This window comes from Nonlabens sp., from assembly GCF_051251825.1.
GTDB lineage: Bacteria > Bacteroidota > Bacteroidia > Flavobacteriales > Flavobacteriaceae > Nonlabens.
Genome location: NZ_JBPOGG010000001.1, coordinates 342,086 through 357,649, shown reverse-complemented (window position 1 = coordinate 357,649; position 15,564 = coordinate 342,086). Strand labels below are relative to the sequence as shown.

The following is a 15,564-nucleotide window of genomic DNA, read 5'->3' as shown; positions in this document are numbered from 1 at the left end:
TGCTACAAGTGGAAAAATAAGACAAAAGTTTCAAATTACAATGATTAAAAAACATGCAATTCAACGACGAAATGTTATTTATAACCGAAATGAAATATTTTATCTGTACAAACAAGTATGTTTAGCGGGACATCGTCGGTTGTTGTGGTGATTTCACTGTCTATAGGATGAAAAAATGATAAACCAATTTTAATCGCATTTGGTCGACATTTTTTTAAAAATCGGTCATAAAAACCTTTTCCGTAGCCTATTCTATTTCCATAATGGTCACAAGCTAGTAAAGGAATGAAGATCACATCGAGTTGATTTTCGTTGATTTGAATTCCATTTCCATCGGGCTCTGGAATTCCCCATTTATTGATTTCAATTAGGGTATCATCGGTCAAGAGAAAATGATTCATACTGTAATCTTCAAAATTACTTTTTGAAATCACAACATTTTTATCCTTTCCTTGTAAAACGTGGAGTATGAAATCTGTCTGAATTTCTTTTTGTTTCTCTATACTGAGAAATAGGTGATACATTTTATCATTCCATATATCTAGAGTCACTAACTGATTTGCTATATCAAGGCTGTAATCCTCGATTTGCTGATCAGTGAGCTGGGCTCTTAACTCTTTATATTTCTTCCTTAGGTTTTTCTTGTCCATCATGAGAAGTTATGTGGAATATGGCATCTCCTTGATATACCATCGGGCTTTGATTTACATTTATAATATAACCTGTTTGATTTGATTTTACCTTATGACGGAATGAACCGTAAGGATCAGTAATAGTAGCAATGTATTCTCCTTTTTCAACAAATCTACCATAAGGAACTTTAGGATGGAATAATCCAGAGTAAGAGGCTCTTAACCACTTGGAACTATGAACAACTACACTATCAGGAACCACTGGTGGCAATTCAAAAGAAGTACCTAGCATTCCTAAATGATGTAGGACTCGTTTTGCTCCTTGCACACCTATTTTAACGATGTGCTTATCGCTCTCAAAAGATTTTCCTCCTTCATATAACAAATAGGCTTTACCTAATTCCATACAAGTATTTCTCAGCGTTCCTTTTAACTTCCCGCTATGAATGAGAAACGGCGCTTTAAAAACATGTGCAAGTTCTAATGATTTTTCATAACCAGGATCTACTCTTAATTGAGGCGCGTTAAATCGCTGCGCACCACCCGTATGGAAATCCATGACGATATCTACATGTGGTAATATTTCATTTACAAACTGATGTGCAAACCTACCAGCTAGTGAACCCGATTTGTATCCTGGAAAACTACGATTCAAATCTCTTCCATCAGGAAATTCACGTTGCATATTTAAGAAACCAAAAATGTTGAGCACAGGCATACATATTATAGTTCCCGCATTAGGTTTATTATAACCTTTTGCAATAATTTGACGAACTACTTCTATTCCATTAATCTCATCGCCGTGCAAGCCACCCATAATTAATACTACAGGACCAGCTTTGTGCGCGCGCCTTATAATAACAGGAACTTCTATGACTGTAGATGTATAAAGTTTTGCTTTATTAAAGTTCAACTTATAGATATGACCAGGCTTGACCTCAGTATCTAGAATATTTATTTTTCTCAGTGACATTAAACGCTGCGTTCAATAAACTTAATAATTTCTCTTGCGATATTGTGTTTTGTTGCTCCTTCTATTCCTTCTAGTCCTGGAGATGAATTTACCTCAAGAACTAGTGGTCCGCGAGCGCTTTGCAATAAATCGACTCCACAAACTCCTAATCCTAGAGATTTTGCCGCACCTATTGCTGTTAACTCTTCTTCACGCGATAACTTAATATTCATGGCGCTTCCACCACGATGTAGGTTTGAACGGAATTCTCCTTCCATCGCCTGTCTTTTCATAGCTCCTACTACGCGATCTCCTACCACAAATGCTCGTAAGTCTGCGCCACCAGCTTCTTTAATAAACTCTTGAACAATCACTCTAGATTGCATGGTGTTATAAGCTTCAAGAATAGTTTGTGCACTATCATAATCTTCTGCGAGATTCACTCCTATTCCTTGAGTTCCCTCAAGAACTTTTATAACCACCGGTGGTCCATCTACCATTTTAAGAATAGCGTCAGTGTGCTGTCCAAAATTTGTAAAAACAGTTTTGGGCATGCCTACTCCAGCACTAGAAAGTCGTTGTAAACTCTGCAACTTATCTCTACTACGCACCAGTGCTTGAGAACTAACTGTTGTAAAACAATTCATTGCTTCAAACTGGCGCACTATTGCGGTACCATAAAAAGTAATGGAAGCACCTATACGCGGTATGATAGCGTCTGGTTTTTCTAACCGTTCACCTTTATAATAAACGGTTGGTTTTTGCCTTTCTAATTTAATGTCGCACTTTAAAGGGTCAATAACTTTTACCGGGTGACCAGCGGCTTGCGCCTCTTCCACCATGCGTTTAGTGCTGTATAACGTGTTTCCACGTGAGAGTATGTTAATTTTCATGTAGGCTTTGAAGATAAGAAACATCCTGTAATTCAGGATCCACTATAAATTTAGACGATAAAAACTTTCTACCGATAAGAACTGGATACCTCATGTTTTCTCTATTACTGAGCGTTAATGAAATTTTCCAGAGTTTACTGAATAGTCTAATATTTGCCATTACCTCATAACGTAACTCAGAGGTTCCATTACTACTGCGCACGCTTGTAATTTCATATTCATCAAATCGCATTTGTTTACCATGATACTGTTCATGAGCCTCATCTAGTAATGTGGCAAGCAATACGCCATTTTCCTCTTGAATATCTGTACAGTGAATGCTAGAGGTATATGCTCCGGTATCAATTTTAATATCGAGAGCTTCTATTTCTAGCTTAGGAAAATCTGCTCGATCGGTACGACCTATTACATGTTTCTTTTTAGACACTATTTCTATCTGTTATAAGAGGCAAAGATGCGTGTATTTTATGAGAATTTATCTTGAAGTAAATTATTTAATTGAAGCACATTATTGAAATATTCAATTCCATCAACCGCATAAAAAACCGCTTCTTTTTTAAGGAAACGGCTTTACTTTGTTTTAATCTTAAGTTAAGGTACAATCGGGTTGTACCGCAAGAAACAATTACTTCTTAGGAGCTTGTTTCTTTGCCTTAGGCGCTACCGCTGCTGGCTTAGAAGAAGGTTTACCGAAGTTTTTCGGACCTTTTGCTGGTTTATTTGCCATGGTGTTATGACTTTAAAATTATAGTGTAAATGTATTCTAGATTTTGAATACACCATCTCATTTTTAGTTAAAATTACTGCTGTTTTTAGTTAAAATTTGGCGCTTTTCAAATTGGATATTTTTACTTACCTTACTGATGTTCAAAAACATTCATTATGGGTATTAAAAGTTTTGTAGGAAAAAGAACTGATAAAGCTAGCAACTCTAATCAAGCATTTCAAGTGAAGGATTTCATGACTCGCAAACTGGTCACGTTCAGCCCAGATCAAGGAATCACAACAGTTATGGAAACGTTATTAAAACAGCGCATCACCGGTGGACCTGTAGTTGATGAGAATAAGCAACTCGTAGGAATTATAAGCGATACTGATTTAATGCATGTGATAGGAGACAGTAGATATCATAACATGCCCGTAGGTGATCGCAAAGTGAGTGATTATATGTCTAAGCAAGTAGATACCATAGACGTAGAAGCAGACATATTTGAAGCGGCCACCCGATTCTTGAAAACTGGTCATAGAAGATTCCCAGTAACCGATAATGGTAAATTAATCGGTCAAATCTCAAGGATGGACGTCATCATAGCAGCGACTAAACTCAAAGGTGAAGACTGGAAAAGATAAACGCTATTCCGCAGCATACTTTTTTAATAACTCTAAACTTGTATAATTTAGCGCAGCATCATCAGTAGATGCTAAGTTAATTAAAGGCGCTACTCCTGCTTTTTCTGCCTCGAGCCATCTTAAGATACATAAACACCATTTGTCTCCTGGTTTTAATCCAGGGAATTGATAAGCTGGAATAGCTGTGCTCAAGTCGTTTCCTCTAGACTTAGTATAATCAAGAAACTCTTGAGTCATCACAGCACAAACCACATGAGTACCGCGATCCTCACTAGCCGTGCGACAGTATCCATCACGCCAGTAACCTGTCATGGGATCGTTACAACAAGATTCTAAAGCTGTTCCTAGAACATTAAGTGGTTGCGATACAGTATTGCTTTGAGCCATGGCTATTGATGAAATTAAGAAGAGTCCTATAAGTAAACGCATATTTAAAGTAGTCTTAAAAAAACTACCTTAATTACACAAGGGAATTTATGCACTTGCAATTTGCTCTTTTAACACATGCAGCGGCTGCACACCACTGCCTTTCCATATTAATTTTCCACTTTTATAAATCATAAATGCTGGAACACCACGCACATTCATTTGAGTAGCGAGCGCTTTATTTTTATCGACGTCTATTTTTAGAATTTTTACTTTGTCGCCTAGCTCATCTTTTAATTTTTCAAGTACGGGCATCATAGTTTGACATGGACCACACCATGTGGCAAAAAAGTCGATAAGCACTGGTGTGTCTGTTGCAATGATTTCTTTGAAGCTGGCCATCTTTTTATTTTCAAAATTAAAGCAATATTCTATTTACCTGCGTTATAGAAATGATAAGAATTTGGGTTGATTTTAATACGCTTTCGCGAAAGCGTGCCCTAGAAAATTCCTAACTTTACATCGCTATGGAATTATCTCCACTCGAGGTCCAAATAAAAATTTTACCTTCTACACCTGGTGTTTATCAATACTATGATAAAGACCACAAACTGCTCTATGTAGGTAAGGCAAAGAACTTGAAGAAGCGCGTTTCCTCTTATTTCACAAAAAATCACGACAGTTATCGCATCAAATCGATGGTGAAGAAAATCGTGACTATTGAGCACATCGTGGTGGAGACTGAAATGGATGCGCTGCTGCTGGAGAACTCACTGATTAAAAATAGGAATCCGCGATATAATATTATGTTGCGGGATGACAAAACCTATCCATGGTTGTGTATTAAAAACGAACGTTTCCCACGCATATTTTTAACACGTCGCATGATTAAAGACGGCAGCGAGTATTATGGCCCATTTTCAAGTGTAAAAACAGTGCGTGCGTTACTTGATTTAATTAAAGGATTGTATCCTCTGCGGACTTGTAAATATGACTTGAGTGCCGATAAAATTAACGCTGGCAAATATAAAGTATGTCTGGAATATCATATAGGAAATTGCGCTGGACCTTGTGAAAATCTCATGAGCGAAACGGCTTATGCACAGAATATAGATAACGTGCGCAATATAGTTAAAGGAGATTATAAAAATGCGGCAAAGCATTTTGAATCTCAAATGATGGAACTTGCTGGTAACATGCAGTTTGAAGATGCGCAGCGTATTAAAGAAAAACTAGAAATCCTCACAAAATATCAGTCTAAATCTACAGTCGTTAATTCTAAAATTACTGATGTAGATGTGTTCTCATTAATATCTGACGAGACGCATGCTTATGTGAACTACTTGCAATTATCACATGGTGCAATTGTACGTTCTCACACCTTAGAGATTAAGAAGAAACTAGAAGAAACAGATCAAGAATTGCTAGAAATAGCGATTATAGAATTGCGCCAACGATTCAACTCACAGTGTAAAGAGATTTATGTACCATTTAAAGTAGCATTAGGCGACCAGATTAAAGTCACGATTCCTCAACTGGGCGACAAAAAGAAGATTGTAGATTTATCGTTGAGAAACGCAAAATTCTTCCGTCAGGAGCAGTTTAAGACTATTAAAATCGTAGATCCTGACCGACATGTGAAACGATTAATGGCACAAATGAAAGCAGACTTGAGACTGGACGTGGAGCCTACTCACATTGAATGTTTTGATAATTCAAACATTCAAGGAACTAATCCTGTGGCAGCTTGTGTGGTTTTTAAAAATGGGAAACCGAGCAAAAAAGATTATCGCAACTTCAATATTAAAACCGTTGAAGGACCAGATGATTTTGCGAGTATGGAAGAGGTCGTTCATAGAAGATATCGCAGGTTGCAGGAAGAAGGCGAGCCGTTACCGCAACTTGTAGTAGTTGATGGTGGAAAAGGTCAGCTATCCAGTGGTTTAAAAGCACTCGATCGATTAGGGTTGCGCGGTAAAATTACCATTATAGGAATTGCAAAAAGGCTGGAAGAACTTTTTTATCCTAATGATCCTGTACCATTATACCTAGATAAACGTTCTGAAACCTTAAAAGTAATCCAGCAAATGAGGAATGAGGCGCACAGATTCGGGATTACACATCATCGCAATAAACGCAGTAAGCAAGCGATTGAAACTGAACTAGATAACATTCCTGGAATAGGAGAAAAAACAGCGGTAGACTTATTGCGTCACTTTAGATCTGTTAAAAGAATTAAAGAAGCCAGTAAAAAAGAGCTTGAAACTGTGGTAGGTGTTTCACGAGCGCAAAAAATAATCGATTTTTACAATGATGAAAGTGAGTAAGAAATTAGGACTTGTTTTGTTATTGGTTTTCGCGCAAGCGATATATGTCACAGCGCAACAAAATCAAGAAATTAAAAAACAAAAAATAGGACTCGTACTTTCTGGTGGTGGCGCCAAAGGCCTTGCTCATATAGGAACTTTAAAAGTCATAGATTCATTAGGTATTCAAGTAGATTATGTCGCGGGAACCAGTATGGGCGCAATTGTAGGATCTTTATATGCGTCAGGTTATACGGGTAAGCAGCTGGACTCAATTTTTAAGACCATCAACTTTGACGATATTATAAGTGATGATATTCCTAGAGAATCTAAAACATTTTTTGAACGACGAGAGAACGAGCGATATGCTGTTACTCTACCTTTCAAAGACTTTAAAGTTCAAGTCCCTAACTCCTTGAGTAAAGGACAGAACATTTATAATTTGCTCTCAAGACTGCTTTCTCATGTTAAGGATGTGAGTGATTTTAGTGAGTTGCCCATTCCATTCTTTTGCATCGCGACTGATGTGGAGACAGGTGAGGACGTAATCCTAGATAGTGGTTATTTACCTCGTGCAGTAAATGCTAGTGGTGCATTACCATCACTGTTTGCTCCTGTAGAAATAGAAAATCGGCTTTTTATAGATGGTGGTGTGACAGATAATTATCCTGTAGAAAAATTAAGAGCGCTAGGAATAGATATTATTATAGGAGTAGATGTTCAAGATGGATTAAAAGATCGTGAACATCTCAATGGAGCGTTTGACATTCTTACCCAAATCAACAATTATCGTACGATAAATGCGATGAAGGATAAGTCAAGACTAACTGATATTTACATTCAACCCAATATTGAGAAGTACACCGTTATCTCATTTGATGCAGGAACACAAATAATTAGTGAAGGTAAAATTGCAGCACTTAAAAAGGAAGAAGAACTTAAAGCACTTGTTACGCAAAATTACCAGAGACCGCAGTTAAATGCCGTCGCCTCAGACAGTATCTATGTAGCACAGGTTTATATTAATGGAAATGAAAGATATTCTAGAGCATACATCAATGGACGTTTTAAAATTGAAACACCAGGTAACGTCGCTTACACCGCTATTAGAGATGGAATTAACAACCTTCAAGCGACTAATAATTTTTCTAAAATCAACTATGAAATCATCAACACACCAGATGGTGCGGTGCTTGAAATAGGTGTGATAGAATCTACGGTACGCAATTATTTAAGACTAGGTGTTCATTATGACGAGTTGATGAGAAGCGCTGCGCTGGTGAATCTTACTAGAAAAAATGTGCTATTTGATAGTGACATCATATCTGCAGACGTGATTCTGGGTGATAATGTACGTTATAACCTTGATTATTATATTGATAAAGGTAAATATTGGTCTATAGGATTGCACAGTGAGTTTATCCAGTTTGATAAACAAATCGACGCACAATTTGTGCAACAAGTTACAGGTGACCCTATAAATGTAAACTCCATAAGTCTAGATTATAATGACTGGACACAGCAACTCTTTTTACAAACTAGATTGAGTAATGGATTTAACCTGTCCATAGGTGCAGAGTATAAATCCTTGCGTTTATTTACAGAAACATTAAGCACCACTAACCCAGCAGACAATCGCACCATTTTTGAAAATAGTGATTATAGCAGCATTTATACAAGGCTGCTTTATGACACCTATGATAATTTATTTTTCCCTTCTAGCGGTTGGAAAGTAGATGGCGATCTTCACTTGTATTTATATAATAGTGGAACAACTAATAATTTTCAGGAGTTCTCGCTGGCACAAGTCAGTATAGGTCATGCGAGAAGTTTTGGCAACCTAAGTCTGAGAGGTAATTTACTCCTAGGATTACCTATAGGTAATCCAGGAAACAGCACATTTGACTTTTATTTAGGTGGTTATGGTGCAAGACGCATTAACAATATCCTGCCATTCTATGGATATGATTTTATCAGTTTAAGCGGTAATACGGTTATAAGTGGTCTTATAGAAGTCGATTATGAGATTTTTAAAAACAACCATATTATCTTAAGTACAAACTCTGTAAAGATTGAAGATTATCTTTTTGAAAAATCGCACTGGTTCAGTACAGACGGCTTTACAGGATATGCGATAGGTTATGGTTTAGAAACTTTTCTAGGACCACTGGAGTTAAAATATAGCTTCAGTCCTGAGCAAAAAGAAGGTGAGTTTTATGTAAATCTAGGATTTCAGTTTTAGTACGCTTTCGCGAAAGCGTATCCTCACTAACTCATTCAAAATAATTAGCTTAATGCATGGAATCGTCTCAAGAATTTCCGAAATTGCTAAAACAAAAATAAAAGCACATGCCTTTTTATCATAAACTCGGGAAAATACCACCCAAAAGACACACGATTTTCAGAAAACCTAACGGTGAATTATATTCTGAACAGCTTTTTGGAACCATAGGTTTTGATGGGATGTCTACAAATTCATATCACGTCCATAGACCTACCATGGTAAAAGAGATTAAAGGTCAGTATTCTGTAAAACCTGAGATCGCGCTTGCAAATCATATCAAATCATATCGTTTTAGAGGATTTCAAGTAAAACCTAAGGCAGATTACTTAGAGAGCCGCACGGTAGTTCTTACTAATAGTGATGTAAACATTATACTTGCTGCGCCACAAGAGTCTATGGAAGATTATTTCTATAAAAACTCAGATGCAGACGAGCTCATTTTTATCCACAAAGGATCTGGAACGCTACGCACACATTTAGGTAATATAGATTTTAAATATGGAGATTATTTATTAATCCCACGTGGTGTTATTTACAAGCTCCGTTTTAACGATAAAGACAATAGGTTATTCATTACCGAATCCAGACGACCTATTTACACGCCTAAACGTTACAGAAACTGGTTCGGTCAGTTGCTGGAACATTCTCCATTTTGTGAACGTGATTTAAGAAGACCCGAGACATTAGAAACTCACGACGAGCTCGGTGATTTTCACATGAAGGTAAAAAAGCAGGATGAGATTTTTGACATGGTTTATGCTTCACATCCATTTGATGTGGTAGGATATGATGGTTATAATTTTCCTTATGCACTTTCTATTCATGATTTTGAACCTATTACAGGTCGTATCCACCAGCCGCCACCAGTACATCAAACTTTTGAAACAGATGCGTTTGTAGTATGTAGTTTTGTACCTCGATTGTATGACTATCATCCAGATAGTATTCCGGCACCTTATAATCATAGTAATATAGACAGTGATGAAGTCTTGTATTATGTAGATGGTGATTTTATGAGCCGTAATGATATCGATGCTGGGCATATAAGTTTACATCCTGCAGGAATTCCTCATGGTCCACATCCAGGAGCTGCAGAACGTAGCATAGGAAAAACAGAAACTGAAGAACTCGCAGTAATGGTTGATACATTTAAACCATTACAGGTCACAAAAGCCGCACTCGAAATTGCAGATGAAGAATATCACAAAAGCTGGTTAGAATAAGCCACTATATTTGCAATCATAAATTATCAATAAAGACGTTACCATTGGAAAACAACACAACTAATAATTCTTCTAACCAGAACAGATCTTGGGAAGATAACAATTACACAAATCAAGGTTTTGACAGCACGAGAAATCAGCAGCAAAATCAGAATCAAGGTGGACAGAACTGGAGCTCACAACCCTATCGCACTAAGTTACCAGCAGATCCTAGCGCAATGGTGCTAGCCATTATAGCAACATGTGTATTTGTATTATGTTGTTGTTTTGGAGGACCGATTCTTGCATTTATTCTTTCTGTGATAGGATTTATTTTAGCAAACAATAGTGTAAATAAATACAAACAGAATGCAGAGCAATACGATCCTGGTAGTTTCAAAAAGGTGAGCAATGCAAAAATTTTCAATCTAGTAGTAGGAATTGTGAGTCTATTGATTATCGGTCTTGGCTTGTTTGATGTATTTGATAATGCTTACAGATTTGGTGATTCAGATTTCCAAGATATTTTTGGGAATGATAATGAGTACTATGATGAAGAATTAGACTATGAAGAGTCTGAAGTGGAAGATGACTGGTATGAATATGAAGAAGAAATAGACAGTATGGAGCAAGATATCGACTCCATAGAAATGGAGATTGAAGAGATTGAAACTGTAATTGAGGAAGTTCCTGAAGACTAAAAAGCGATTAAAATGAGTTTTGGAACGGGTTTTGTAATTCTAAGTTTGAAACGTGTGAAAACACGCTTAAATAACAGCATCATGAAAAAGACCTTACTTATATTACTCGCTATATTTATCTCTACGACTGCATTCATGCCTAGTACTGCGCCACCAGAAATGGCGTTCAAAAAAGGTGAATGGTTCCGATTCAGAATACACTACGGTATTTTTAACGCTAGCTATGCGACCATGCAGGTATCAGAAGCTAAGCTGGATGGAAAAGACGTATATCATATAAAAGGAAAAGGAAAATCTACGGGACTCATGCACTTGTTCTTTAAAGTAGATGACCGCTATGAAACTTATATAGATCGCACCACAGTAAAACCGTATCGTTTTATACGCGATATAGATGAAGGTGGACATACTAAGAATATCCAAATTGATTTTGATCACGAGGCTGGAACAGCTCTGATAAATGATAAAAAACGCGATAAAGTAGAATCTATGAACATAGAGCCTGCTACTCAAGATATGATGAGTGCCTTTTATCACTTGCGTACTATAGTGGATATCACAACACTTGAAAAAGGAGACGAGTTTCAATTACCTATGTTTTTTGATAATGAGAATTTTGATTTTAAATTGAAGTTCTTAGGTCGTGATACTATTCGTACTAAATTCGGTAAAATTCCAGCACTTGAATTCAGACCTTATGTACAATCTGGTCGTGTATTTAAAGAAGAAGAAAGTCTTACGGTGTGGATCTCTGATGACGAGAATAAAATGCCTTTAAAGATTAAAGCAAAACTAGCTGTAGGGTCTCTTACTGCAGACTTAGATGCTTTTAAAGGATTGAAATACCAGTTCAAGACCTTGCCAGATTAGATTAACATATTGCTGTTAACAACATCCTGCTTTATTAGATAGATACGTTTTAGGGTTTCTCAGGTATTATTACATTTGTAGAACCCGTAAAATGTTATCATGTCACAAGAAATCAGTCCTGAAATTGCGCAACGCATAAAGCTACTAGAAGAAAAATTTAAGAATTCTGGACAGGACATGACCTCTTACTTAGACGGTTTGCTCTATGATAAATATTTAACTTACTGGGATTACATACGTGTTGAAACTTTATTAAGCCTACAGGTTACCTCTACAGAATTTCCCGATGAGTTGATATTTTTAAGTTATCATCAAATATCAGAATTGTATTTAAAGCTCATTATTCATGAGCAAAAACAAATCATAGAAAACGAAAATCTTACAGGCGCATTTTTTAAAGAAAAAGCACTGAGGATTAATACCTATTTCTCTGTTATGATCAACTCGTTTGAGGTCATGATTACTGGAATGGAGCGTGATCAATTTCTCAAATTCCGCATGTCATTATTACCAGCAAGTGGTTTCCAGAGCGCTCAGTATAGAATGGTAGAATTTTACAGCACGGACTTGATAAATCTAGTACATCCATCTGTTAGATCTCGCTTTCGCGAAAGCGGAACCAGCACAACTCATCTAGAACTATATGATAATGTGTACTGGAAAAAAGGTGGTATCGATATGGATACTGGAGAAAAAACGCTTACACTAAAACAATTTGAAGAACGTTATACACCTAGGTTTTTAAGAATTATAGAAGAAGTAGAAAGTTCTAATCTAAATCAGAAATATTTGTCACTTCCTGAGGAAGAACAAACACAAGATTTAAAAGACGCGTTGCGTACTCTAGACCAAAACACAAACATTAACTGGAAACTCATGCACACAGGCGCAGCACACAGATACCTGCGTAAAGAAGGCAAAGCGGTAAAAGCAACAGGAGGAACAAACTGGAAAGAATTCTTACCACCTAGTTTCCAGAAAATCTGTTTCTTCCCTACTCTATGGACTGAAAAAGAACATGAGGAATGGGGACAGCAATGGGTGAACCACGTTTTAAATACAAAATAATAAATGAAGAAATTTCTAATCCTGGTTCTAGCACTAGGAATGAGCCTAACAGCTTGCAAAGAAAAAGAAGTTTATGTAGAACCTGTTGTCGCTGAGGTAGTTTTACCGGTTATGCAATACGGTTTTGACCTTAACAACTATGAGGTCGTTACAGATACGGTAAAAAACGGAGACACTTTTGGAAAAATTATAGATGCACATCTTGTTGATGGACAAAGCGTTTTTAAAGCTTCTCAAACACTAGATTCTGTTTATAACGTGCGCCGCATTCAGGTAGGTAAACCTTATAAAATTTTAAAAAGAAAAGACAGCCTGGGAACTCCTGAGGCTTTTATTTATGAGCCTACTAAAATGGACTACGTGGTACTCAACTTTGCCGATAGTTTAAATGCCTACAAGGATAAACATCCCATTAAATTTGTTAAAAAAACTGCCAGCGGTATCATAAATTCCACACTATCTGAGGCGATGGAAGAAGAAGGACTAGGTATGAGCGCCATCTATGAACTGTCTGATATTTATCGATGGTCCATTGATTTTTTCAGACTTCAAAAAGGCGATCGTTTTAAAATGATTTATACAGAGCGCTATATAAATGACAGCATATTTGCTGGAATAGAAAGTATAGAAGCAGCTGTATTTGAAACTGATAAAACACCTTTCTACGCATTTGAATTTGAGACAGATTCTATTAATCAAGTGAGTGATTACTATGACGAGAATGGTAAAACACTGCGTAGTTTTTTCTTAAAAGCACCCGTAAATTATTCTAGAATCTCAAGTCGTTTTACTAAACGCAGATTTCATCCAGTTCAAAAACGCTGGAAAGCTCACAAAGGAACTGACTATGCTGCCGCTTATGGTACTCCTATCGTCTCTACGGCAAATGGCGTAGTCACAAAATCAGGATATACCAGAGGTAATGGTAATTATGTAAAGGTTCAACATAATGGCACTTACACGACTCAGTACCTGCACATGACTAAACGTAAAGTAAAAGTAGGGCAACGAGTCAAGCAAGGTCAAGTTATAGGAACTGTAGGTTCTACAGGTCTTGCAACAGGACCACATGTATGTTATAGATTCTGGGTAAATGGCAAGCAAGTCGATCCTTATAAACAAAATTTACCGAGCGCAGATCCACTGCCTAAAGAAAAAATGGAAGACTACCTCAACTTTATTCAACCTCTTAAGGAGAAAATAGACTTAGTACCTTTTAAAAACGACAACGACGATCAGATTCTATGAAAAATATAAATCCTACAGAAACTACTGCATGGCTTAAACTTGAAAAACATTTTGAAGGTTTTGATCATTTTAGTTTAAGAGAAGAATTCAAAAAAGATTCCTCAAGAGCAGAAAAGTTCACGTTAGTAAATAATGATTTTTACGTCGATTTTTCAAAAAACTTAATTACTGCGATCACTAAAGAACACCTTACCGCTCTTGCGACTGAATGTGATCTTAAAGGTGCGATTAACTCTTATTTCAATGGCCATATTATAAACGCTACTGAAAACAGGGCTGTACTTCACACCGCACTGCGAACTCCACTTGAAGATGCACCTAAAAGTGTGACTGAAAATGTAAAAGCTGCTCTAGAAAGCAAGGAAAAAATGTTCACTTATGTGGATAGTGTTCTCAATGGAACGATCTTAACTGCTAGCGGCGACAAGTTTAACACGATAGTTAACATAGGAATAGGTGGAAGTGATTTAGGTCCTGTAATGATCTATGAATCTTTACAAACTTATAAAAATGACATGACACTTCATTTTGTTTCAAATGTAGAAGGTGATCACGTAGAAGAAGTACTTAAAAAAATCAACCCAGCAACTACTCTGTTTGTAATCGTTTCTAAATCTTTTGGAACTCAAGAAACACTTACAAACGCAACAACAATCAGAAACTGGTTTACAGAAAAGATAGATGCAGCAGCAGTTTCTAAACATTTTATTGCCGTAAGCAGTAATGTGGATAAAGCCGTAGCATTTGGGATAGACGCTACAAACATCTTCCCTATGTTTGATTGGGTAGGTGGCCGTTTCTCTTTGTGGAGTACCGTAGGAATGTCTGTCGCACTAGGGATAGGATCTAAAAATTTCCAGGCTTTACTAGATGGCGCTCATGAAATGGACAACCATTTTAAGGACACCGCTTTTGACCAGAATATACCGGTACAACTCGCTTTAATGACTATTTGGTATAATAACTTTTACATGTCTCAAAGCGAAGCTGTAATTCCGTACACTCAATATTTACATAGATTGCCAGCTTATTTACAGCAAGCCATTATGGAAAGTAATGGTAAAAGTGTAGATCGCGATGGTAATCCAGTGACTTATGATACTGGAAACATCGTTTGGGGTGAACCAGGAACTAACTCACAACATGCTTTTTTCCAGTTAATTCATCAAGGAACTAAGTTAATTCCGGCTCATTTTATCGCTTTCGCGAAAGCGAAATACGACCAACCAGATCACCACAATAAATTGATGGCAAACTTCATAGCCCAAACTGAGGCATTAATGAACGGTAAAACAAAAGCCGAAGCCAAAAAAGATCTGGAAAAAGCAGGAAAAAGCGCCGAAGAAATAGAGAAATTATTACCATTTAAAGTCTTTGAAGGTGATCAACCTACAACGACATTACTCATTGATGAGTTGACACCAAAGAGTATAGGAAAACTCGTTGCGATGTATGAACATAAGATTTTTACTGAAGGTGTAATATGGAATATTTACAGTTATGATCAATGGGGCGTTGAACTAGGAAAAGTTCTTGCCGATGCGATTCTTGATGACATAGAAAACAAGAAATTTGACGGTCACGACAGCTCCACAACCGCTATTTTAAAAAGATTTGCACAGGCAAATAGTTAATCTTCTGTTTGCCAATATTTTAAAGTTTATAAGTTTTTTATATTCTTAAAGATAAATT

15 protein-coding genes are annotated in these 15,564 nt (G+C 36.8%); 9 read left to right on the top strand and 6 right to left on the bottom strand.

What is annotated here, in order from left to right; genetic code table 11:
- Positions 1 to 74: 74 nt before the first annotated feature.
- From ACSHWW_RS01540 to ACSHWW_RS01525, 4 genes are read right to left on the bottom strand one after another with little or no spacing between them, the layout of a single operon-like run.
- Positions 75 to 650: a 5-formyltetrahydrofolate cyclo-ligase gene (locus tag ACSHWW_RS01540; protein ID WP_435680636.1), complete on the bottom strand. Its 576-nt coding sequence runs from the start codon at positions 648 to 650 to the stop codon at positions 75 to 77.
- Positions 619 to 1,605 carry a succinylglutamate desuccinylase/aspartoacylase family protein gene (locus ACSHWW_RS01535; RefSeq protein WP_435680635.1) on the bottom strand — a complete coding sequence of 329 codons (987 nt, stop codon included), beginning with the start codon at positions 1,603 to 1,605 and terminating at the stop codon, positions 619 to 621. Before ACSHWW_RS01535 ends, ACSHWW_RS01540 begins: the two co-directional genes overlap by 32 nt.
- Positions 1,605 to 2,477: a 30S ribosomal protein S6--L-glutamate ligase gene (rimK, locus tag ACSHWW_RS01530; RefSeq protein ID WP_435680634.1), complete on the bottom strand. Its 873-nt coding sequence runs from the start codon at positions 2,475 to 2,477 to the stop codon at positions 1,605 to 1,607. Before rimK ends, ACSHWW_RS01535 begins: the two co-directional genes overlap by 1 nt.
- Positions 2,467 to 2,907 (bottom strand): ATP-dependent zinc protease family protein, encoded by a 441-nt coding sequence (locus tag ACSHWW_RS01525; RefSeq protein WP_435680842.1) that lies wholly within the window; start codon positions 2,905 to 2,907, stop codon positions 2,467 to 2,469. The genes rimK and ACSHWW_RS01525 overlap by 11 nt, the downstream gene beginning before the upstream one ends.
- 452 nt (positions 2,908 to 3,359) lie before the next feature.
- On the opposite strand from ACSHWW_RS01525, the gene ACSHWW_RS01520 reads away from it, so the two are divergent.
- Complete coding sequence (locus ACSHWW_RS01520; protein WP_435680633.1) at positions 3,360 to 3,827, top strand: CBS domain-containing protein; 468 nt, start codon at positions 3,360 to 3,362, stop codon at positions 3,825 to 3,827.
- Positions 3,828 to 3,830: 3 nt separating this feature from the next.
- Here the strand turns inward: ACSHWW_RS01520 and ACSHWW_RS01515 are convergent, their stop codons facing one another.
- Together ACSHWW_RS01515 and trxA are read right to left on the bottom strand one after the other, a co-directional pair.
- On the bottom strand, positions 3,831 to 4,214 hold the full coding sequence (locus ACSHWW_RS01515) for a DUF2237 family protein (protein ID WP_435680841.1): 384 nt from the start codon (positions 4,212 to 4,214) through the stop codon (positions 3,831 to 3,833).
- 87 nt (positions 4,215 to 4,301) lie between these two features.
- Positions 4,302 to 4,595, bottom strand: a complete 294-nt coding sequence (trxA, locus tag ACSHWW_RS01510; protein ID WP_435680632.1) for a thioredoxin — start codon at positions 4,593 to 4,595, stop codon at positions 4,302 to 4,304.
- 125 nt (positions 4,596 to 4,720) lie between these two features.
- Between trxA and uvrC the strand changes: the two genes are divergently transcribed.
- From uvrC to pgi, 8 genes are all read left to right on the top strand, one after another.
- Positions 4,721 to 6,520 carry an excinuclease ABC subunit UvrC gene (uvrC, locus tag ACSHWW_RS01505; RefSeq protein ID WP_435680631.1) on the top strand — a complete coding sequence of 600 codons (1,800 nt, stop codon included), beginning with the start codon at positions 4,721 to 4,723 and terminating at the stop codon, positions 6,518 to 6,520.
- Positions 6,507 to 8,741 carry a patatin-like phospholipase family protein gene (locus tag ACSHWW_RS01500; RefSeq protein WP_435680840.1) on the top strand — a complete coding sequence of 745 codons (2,235 nt, stop codon included), beginning with the start codon at positions 6,507 to 6,509 and terminating at the stop codon, positions 8,739 to 8,741. Before uvrC ends, ACSHWW_RS01500 begins: the two co-directional genes overlap by 14 nt.
- Positions 8,742 to 8,848: 107 nt before the next feature.
- Complete coding sequence (locus tag ACSHWW_RS01495; RefSeq protein ID WP_435680630.1) at positions 8,849 to 10,006, top strand: homogentisate 1,2-dioxygenase; 1,158 nt, start codon at positions 8,849 to 8,851, stop codon at positions 10,004 to 10,006.
- 44 nt (positions 10,007 to 10,050) lie between these two features.
- Complete coding sequence (locus tag ACSHWW_RS01490) at positions 10,051 to 10,686, top strand: hypothetical protein (RefSeq protein WP_435680629.1); 636 nt, start codon at positions 10,051 to 10,053, stop codon at positions 10,684 to 10,686.
- An 81-nt stretch (positions 10,687 to 10,767) separates the two neighbouring features.
- Positions 10,768 to 11,556 carry a DUF3108 domain-containing protein gene (locus tag ACSHWW_RS01485; protein WP_435680628.1) on the top strand — a complete coding sequence of 263 codons (789 nt, stop codon included), beginning with the start codon at positions 10,768 to 10,770 and terminating at the stop codon, positions 11,554 to 11,556.
- 99 nt (positions 11,557 to 11,655) lie between these two features.
- A complete protein-coding gene (locus ACSHWW_RS01480; RefSeq protein ID WP_435680627.1) occupies positions 11,656 to 12,624 on the top strand; it encodes a tryptophan 2,3-dioxygenase family protein in 969 nt (322 codons plus the stop codon).
- Between the two features lie 3 nt (positions 12,625 to 12,627).
- Positions 12,628 to 13,872: a peptidoglycan DD-metalloendopeptidase family protein gene (locus ACSHWW_RS01475; protein ID WP_435680626.1), complete on the top strand. Its 1,245-nt coding sequence runs from the start codon at positions 12,628 to 12,630 to the stop codon at positions 13,870 to 13,872.
- Positions 13,869 to 15,506: a glucose-6-phosphate isomerase gene (gene pgi / locus ACSHWW_RS01470; RefSeq protein WP_435680625.1), complete on the top strand. Its 1,638-nt coding sequence runs from the start codon at positions 13,869 to 13,871 to the stop codon at positions 15,504 to 15,506. Before ACSHWW_RS01475 ends, pgi begins: the two co-directional genes overlap by 4 nt.
- The last annotated feature ends 58 nt before the right edge of the window (positions 15,507 to 15,564 follow it).

Excerpts from the sequence above, each read along its gene's own strand:
- ACSHWW_RS01540 (WP_435680636.1), bottom strand. The coding sequence starts at position 650 with ATGGACAAGAAAAACCTAAGGAAGAAATATAAAGAGTTAAGAGCCCAG.
- ACSHWW_RS01535 (WP_435680635.1), bottom strand. The coding sequence starts at position 1,605 with ATGTCACTGAGAAAAATAAATATTCTAGATACTGAGGTCAAGCCTGGT.
- rimK (WP_435680634.1), bottom strand. The coding sequence starts at position 2,477 with ATGAAAATTAACATACTCTCACGTGGAAACACGTTATACAGCACTAAA.
- ACSHWW_RS01520 (WP_435680633.1), top strand. The coding sequence starts at position 3,360 with ATGGGTATTAAAAGTTTTGTAGGAAAAAGAACTGATAAAGCTAGCAAC.
- ACSHWW_RS01515 (WP_435680841.1), bottom strand. The coding sequence starts at position 4,214 with ATGGCTCAAAGCAATACTGTATCGCAACCACTTAATGTTCTAGGAACA.
- trxA (WP_435680632.1), bottom strand. The coding sequence starts at position 4,595 with ATGGCCAGCTTCAAAGAAATCATTGCAACAGACACACCAGTGCTTATC.
- uvrC (WP_435680631.1), top strand. The coding sequence starts at position 4,721 with ATGGAATTATCTCCACTCGAGGTCCAAATAAAAATTTTACCTTCTACA.
- ACSHWW_RS01500 (WP_435680840.1), top strand. The coding sequence starts at position 6,507 with ATGAAAGTGAGTAAGAAATTAGGACTTGTTTTGTTATTGGTTTTCGCG.
- ACSHWW_RS01495 (WP_435680630.1), top strand. The coding sequence starts at position 8,849 with ATGCCTTTTTATCATAAACTCGGGAAAATACCACCCAAAAGACACACG.
- ACSHWW_RS01485 (WP_435680628.1), top strand. The coding sequence starts at position 10,768 with ATGAAAAAGACCTTACTTATATTACTCGCTATATTTATCTCTACGACT.
- ACSHWW_RS01480 (WP_435680627.1), top strand. The coding sequence starts at position 11,656 with ATGTCACAAGAAATCAGTCCTGAAATTGCGCAACGCATAAAGCTACTA.
- ACSHWW_RS01475 (WP_435680626.1), top strand. The coding sequence starts at position 12,628 with ATGAAGAAATTTCTAATCCTGGTTCTAGCACTAGGAATGAGCCTAACA.
- pgi (WP_435680625.1), top strand. The coding sequence starts at position 13,869 with ATGAAAAATATAAATCCTACAGAAACTACTGCATGGCTTAAACTTGAA.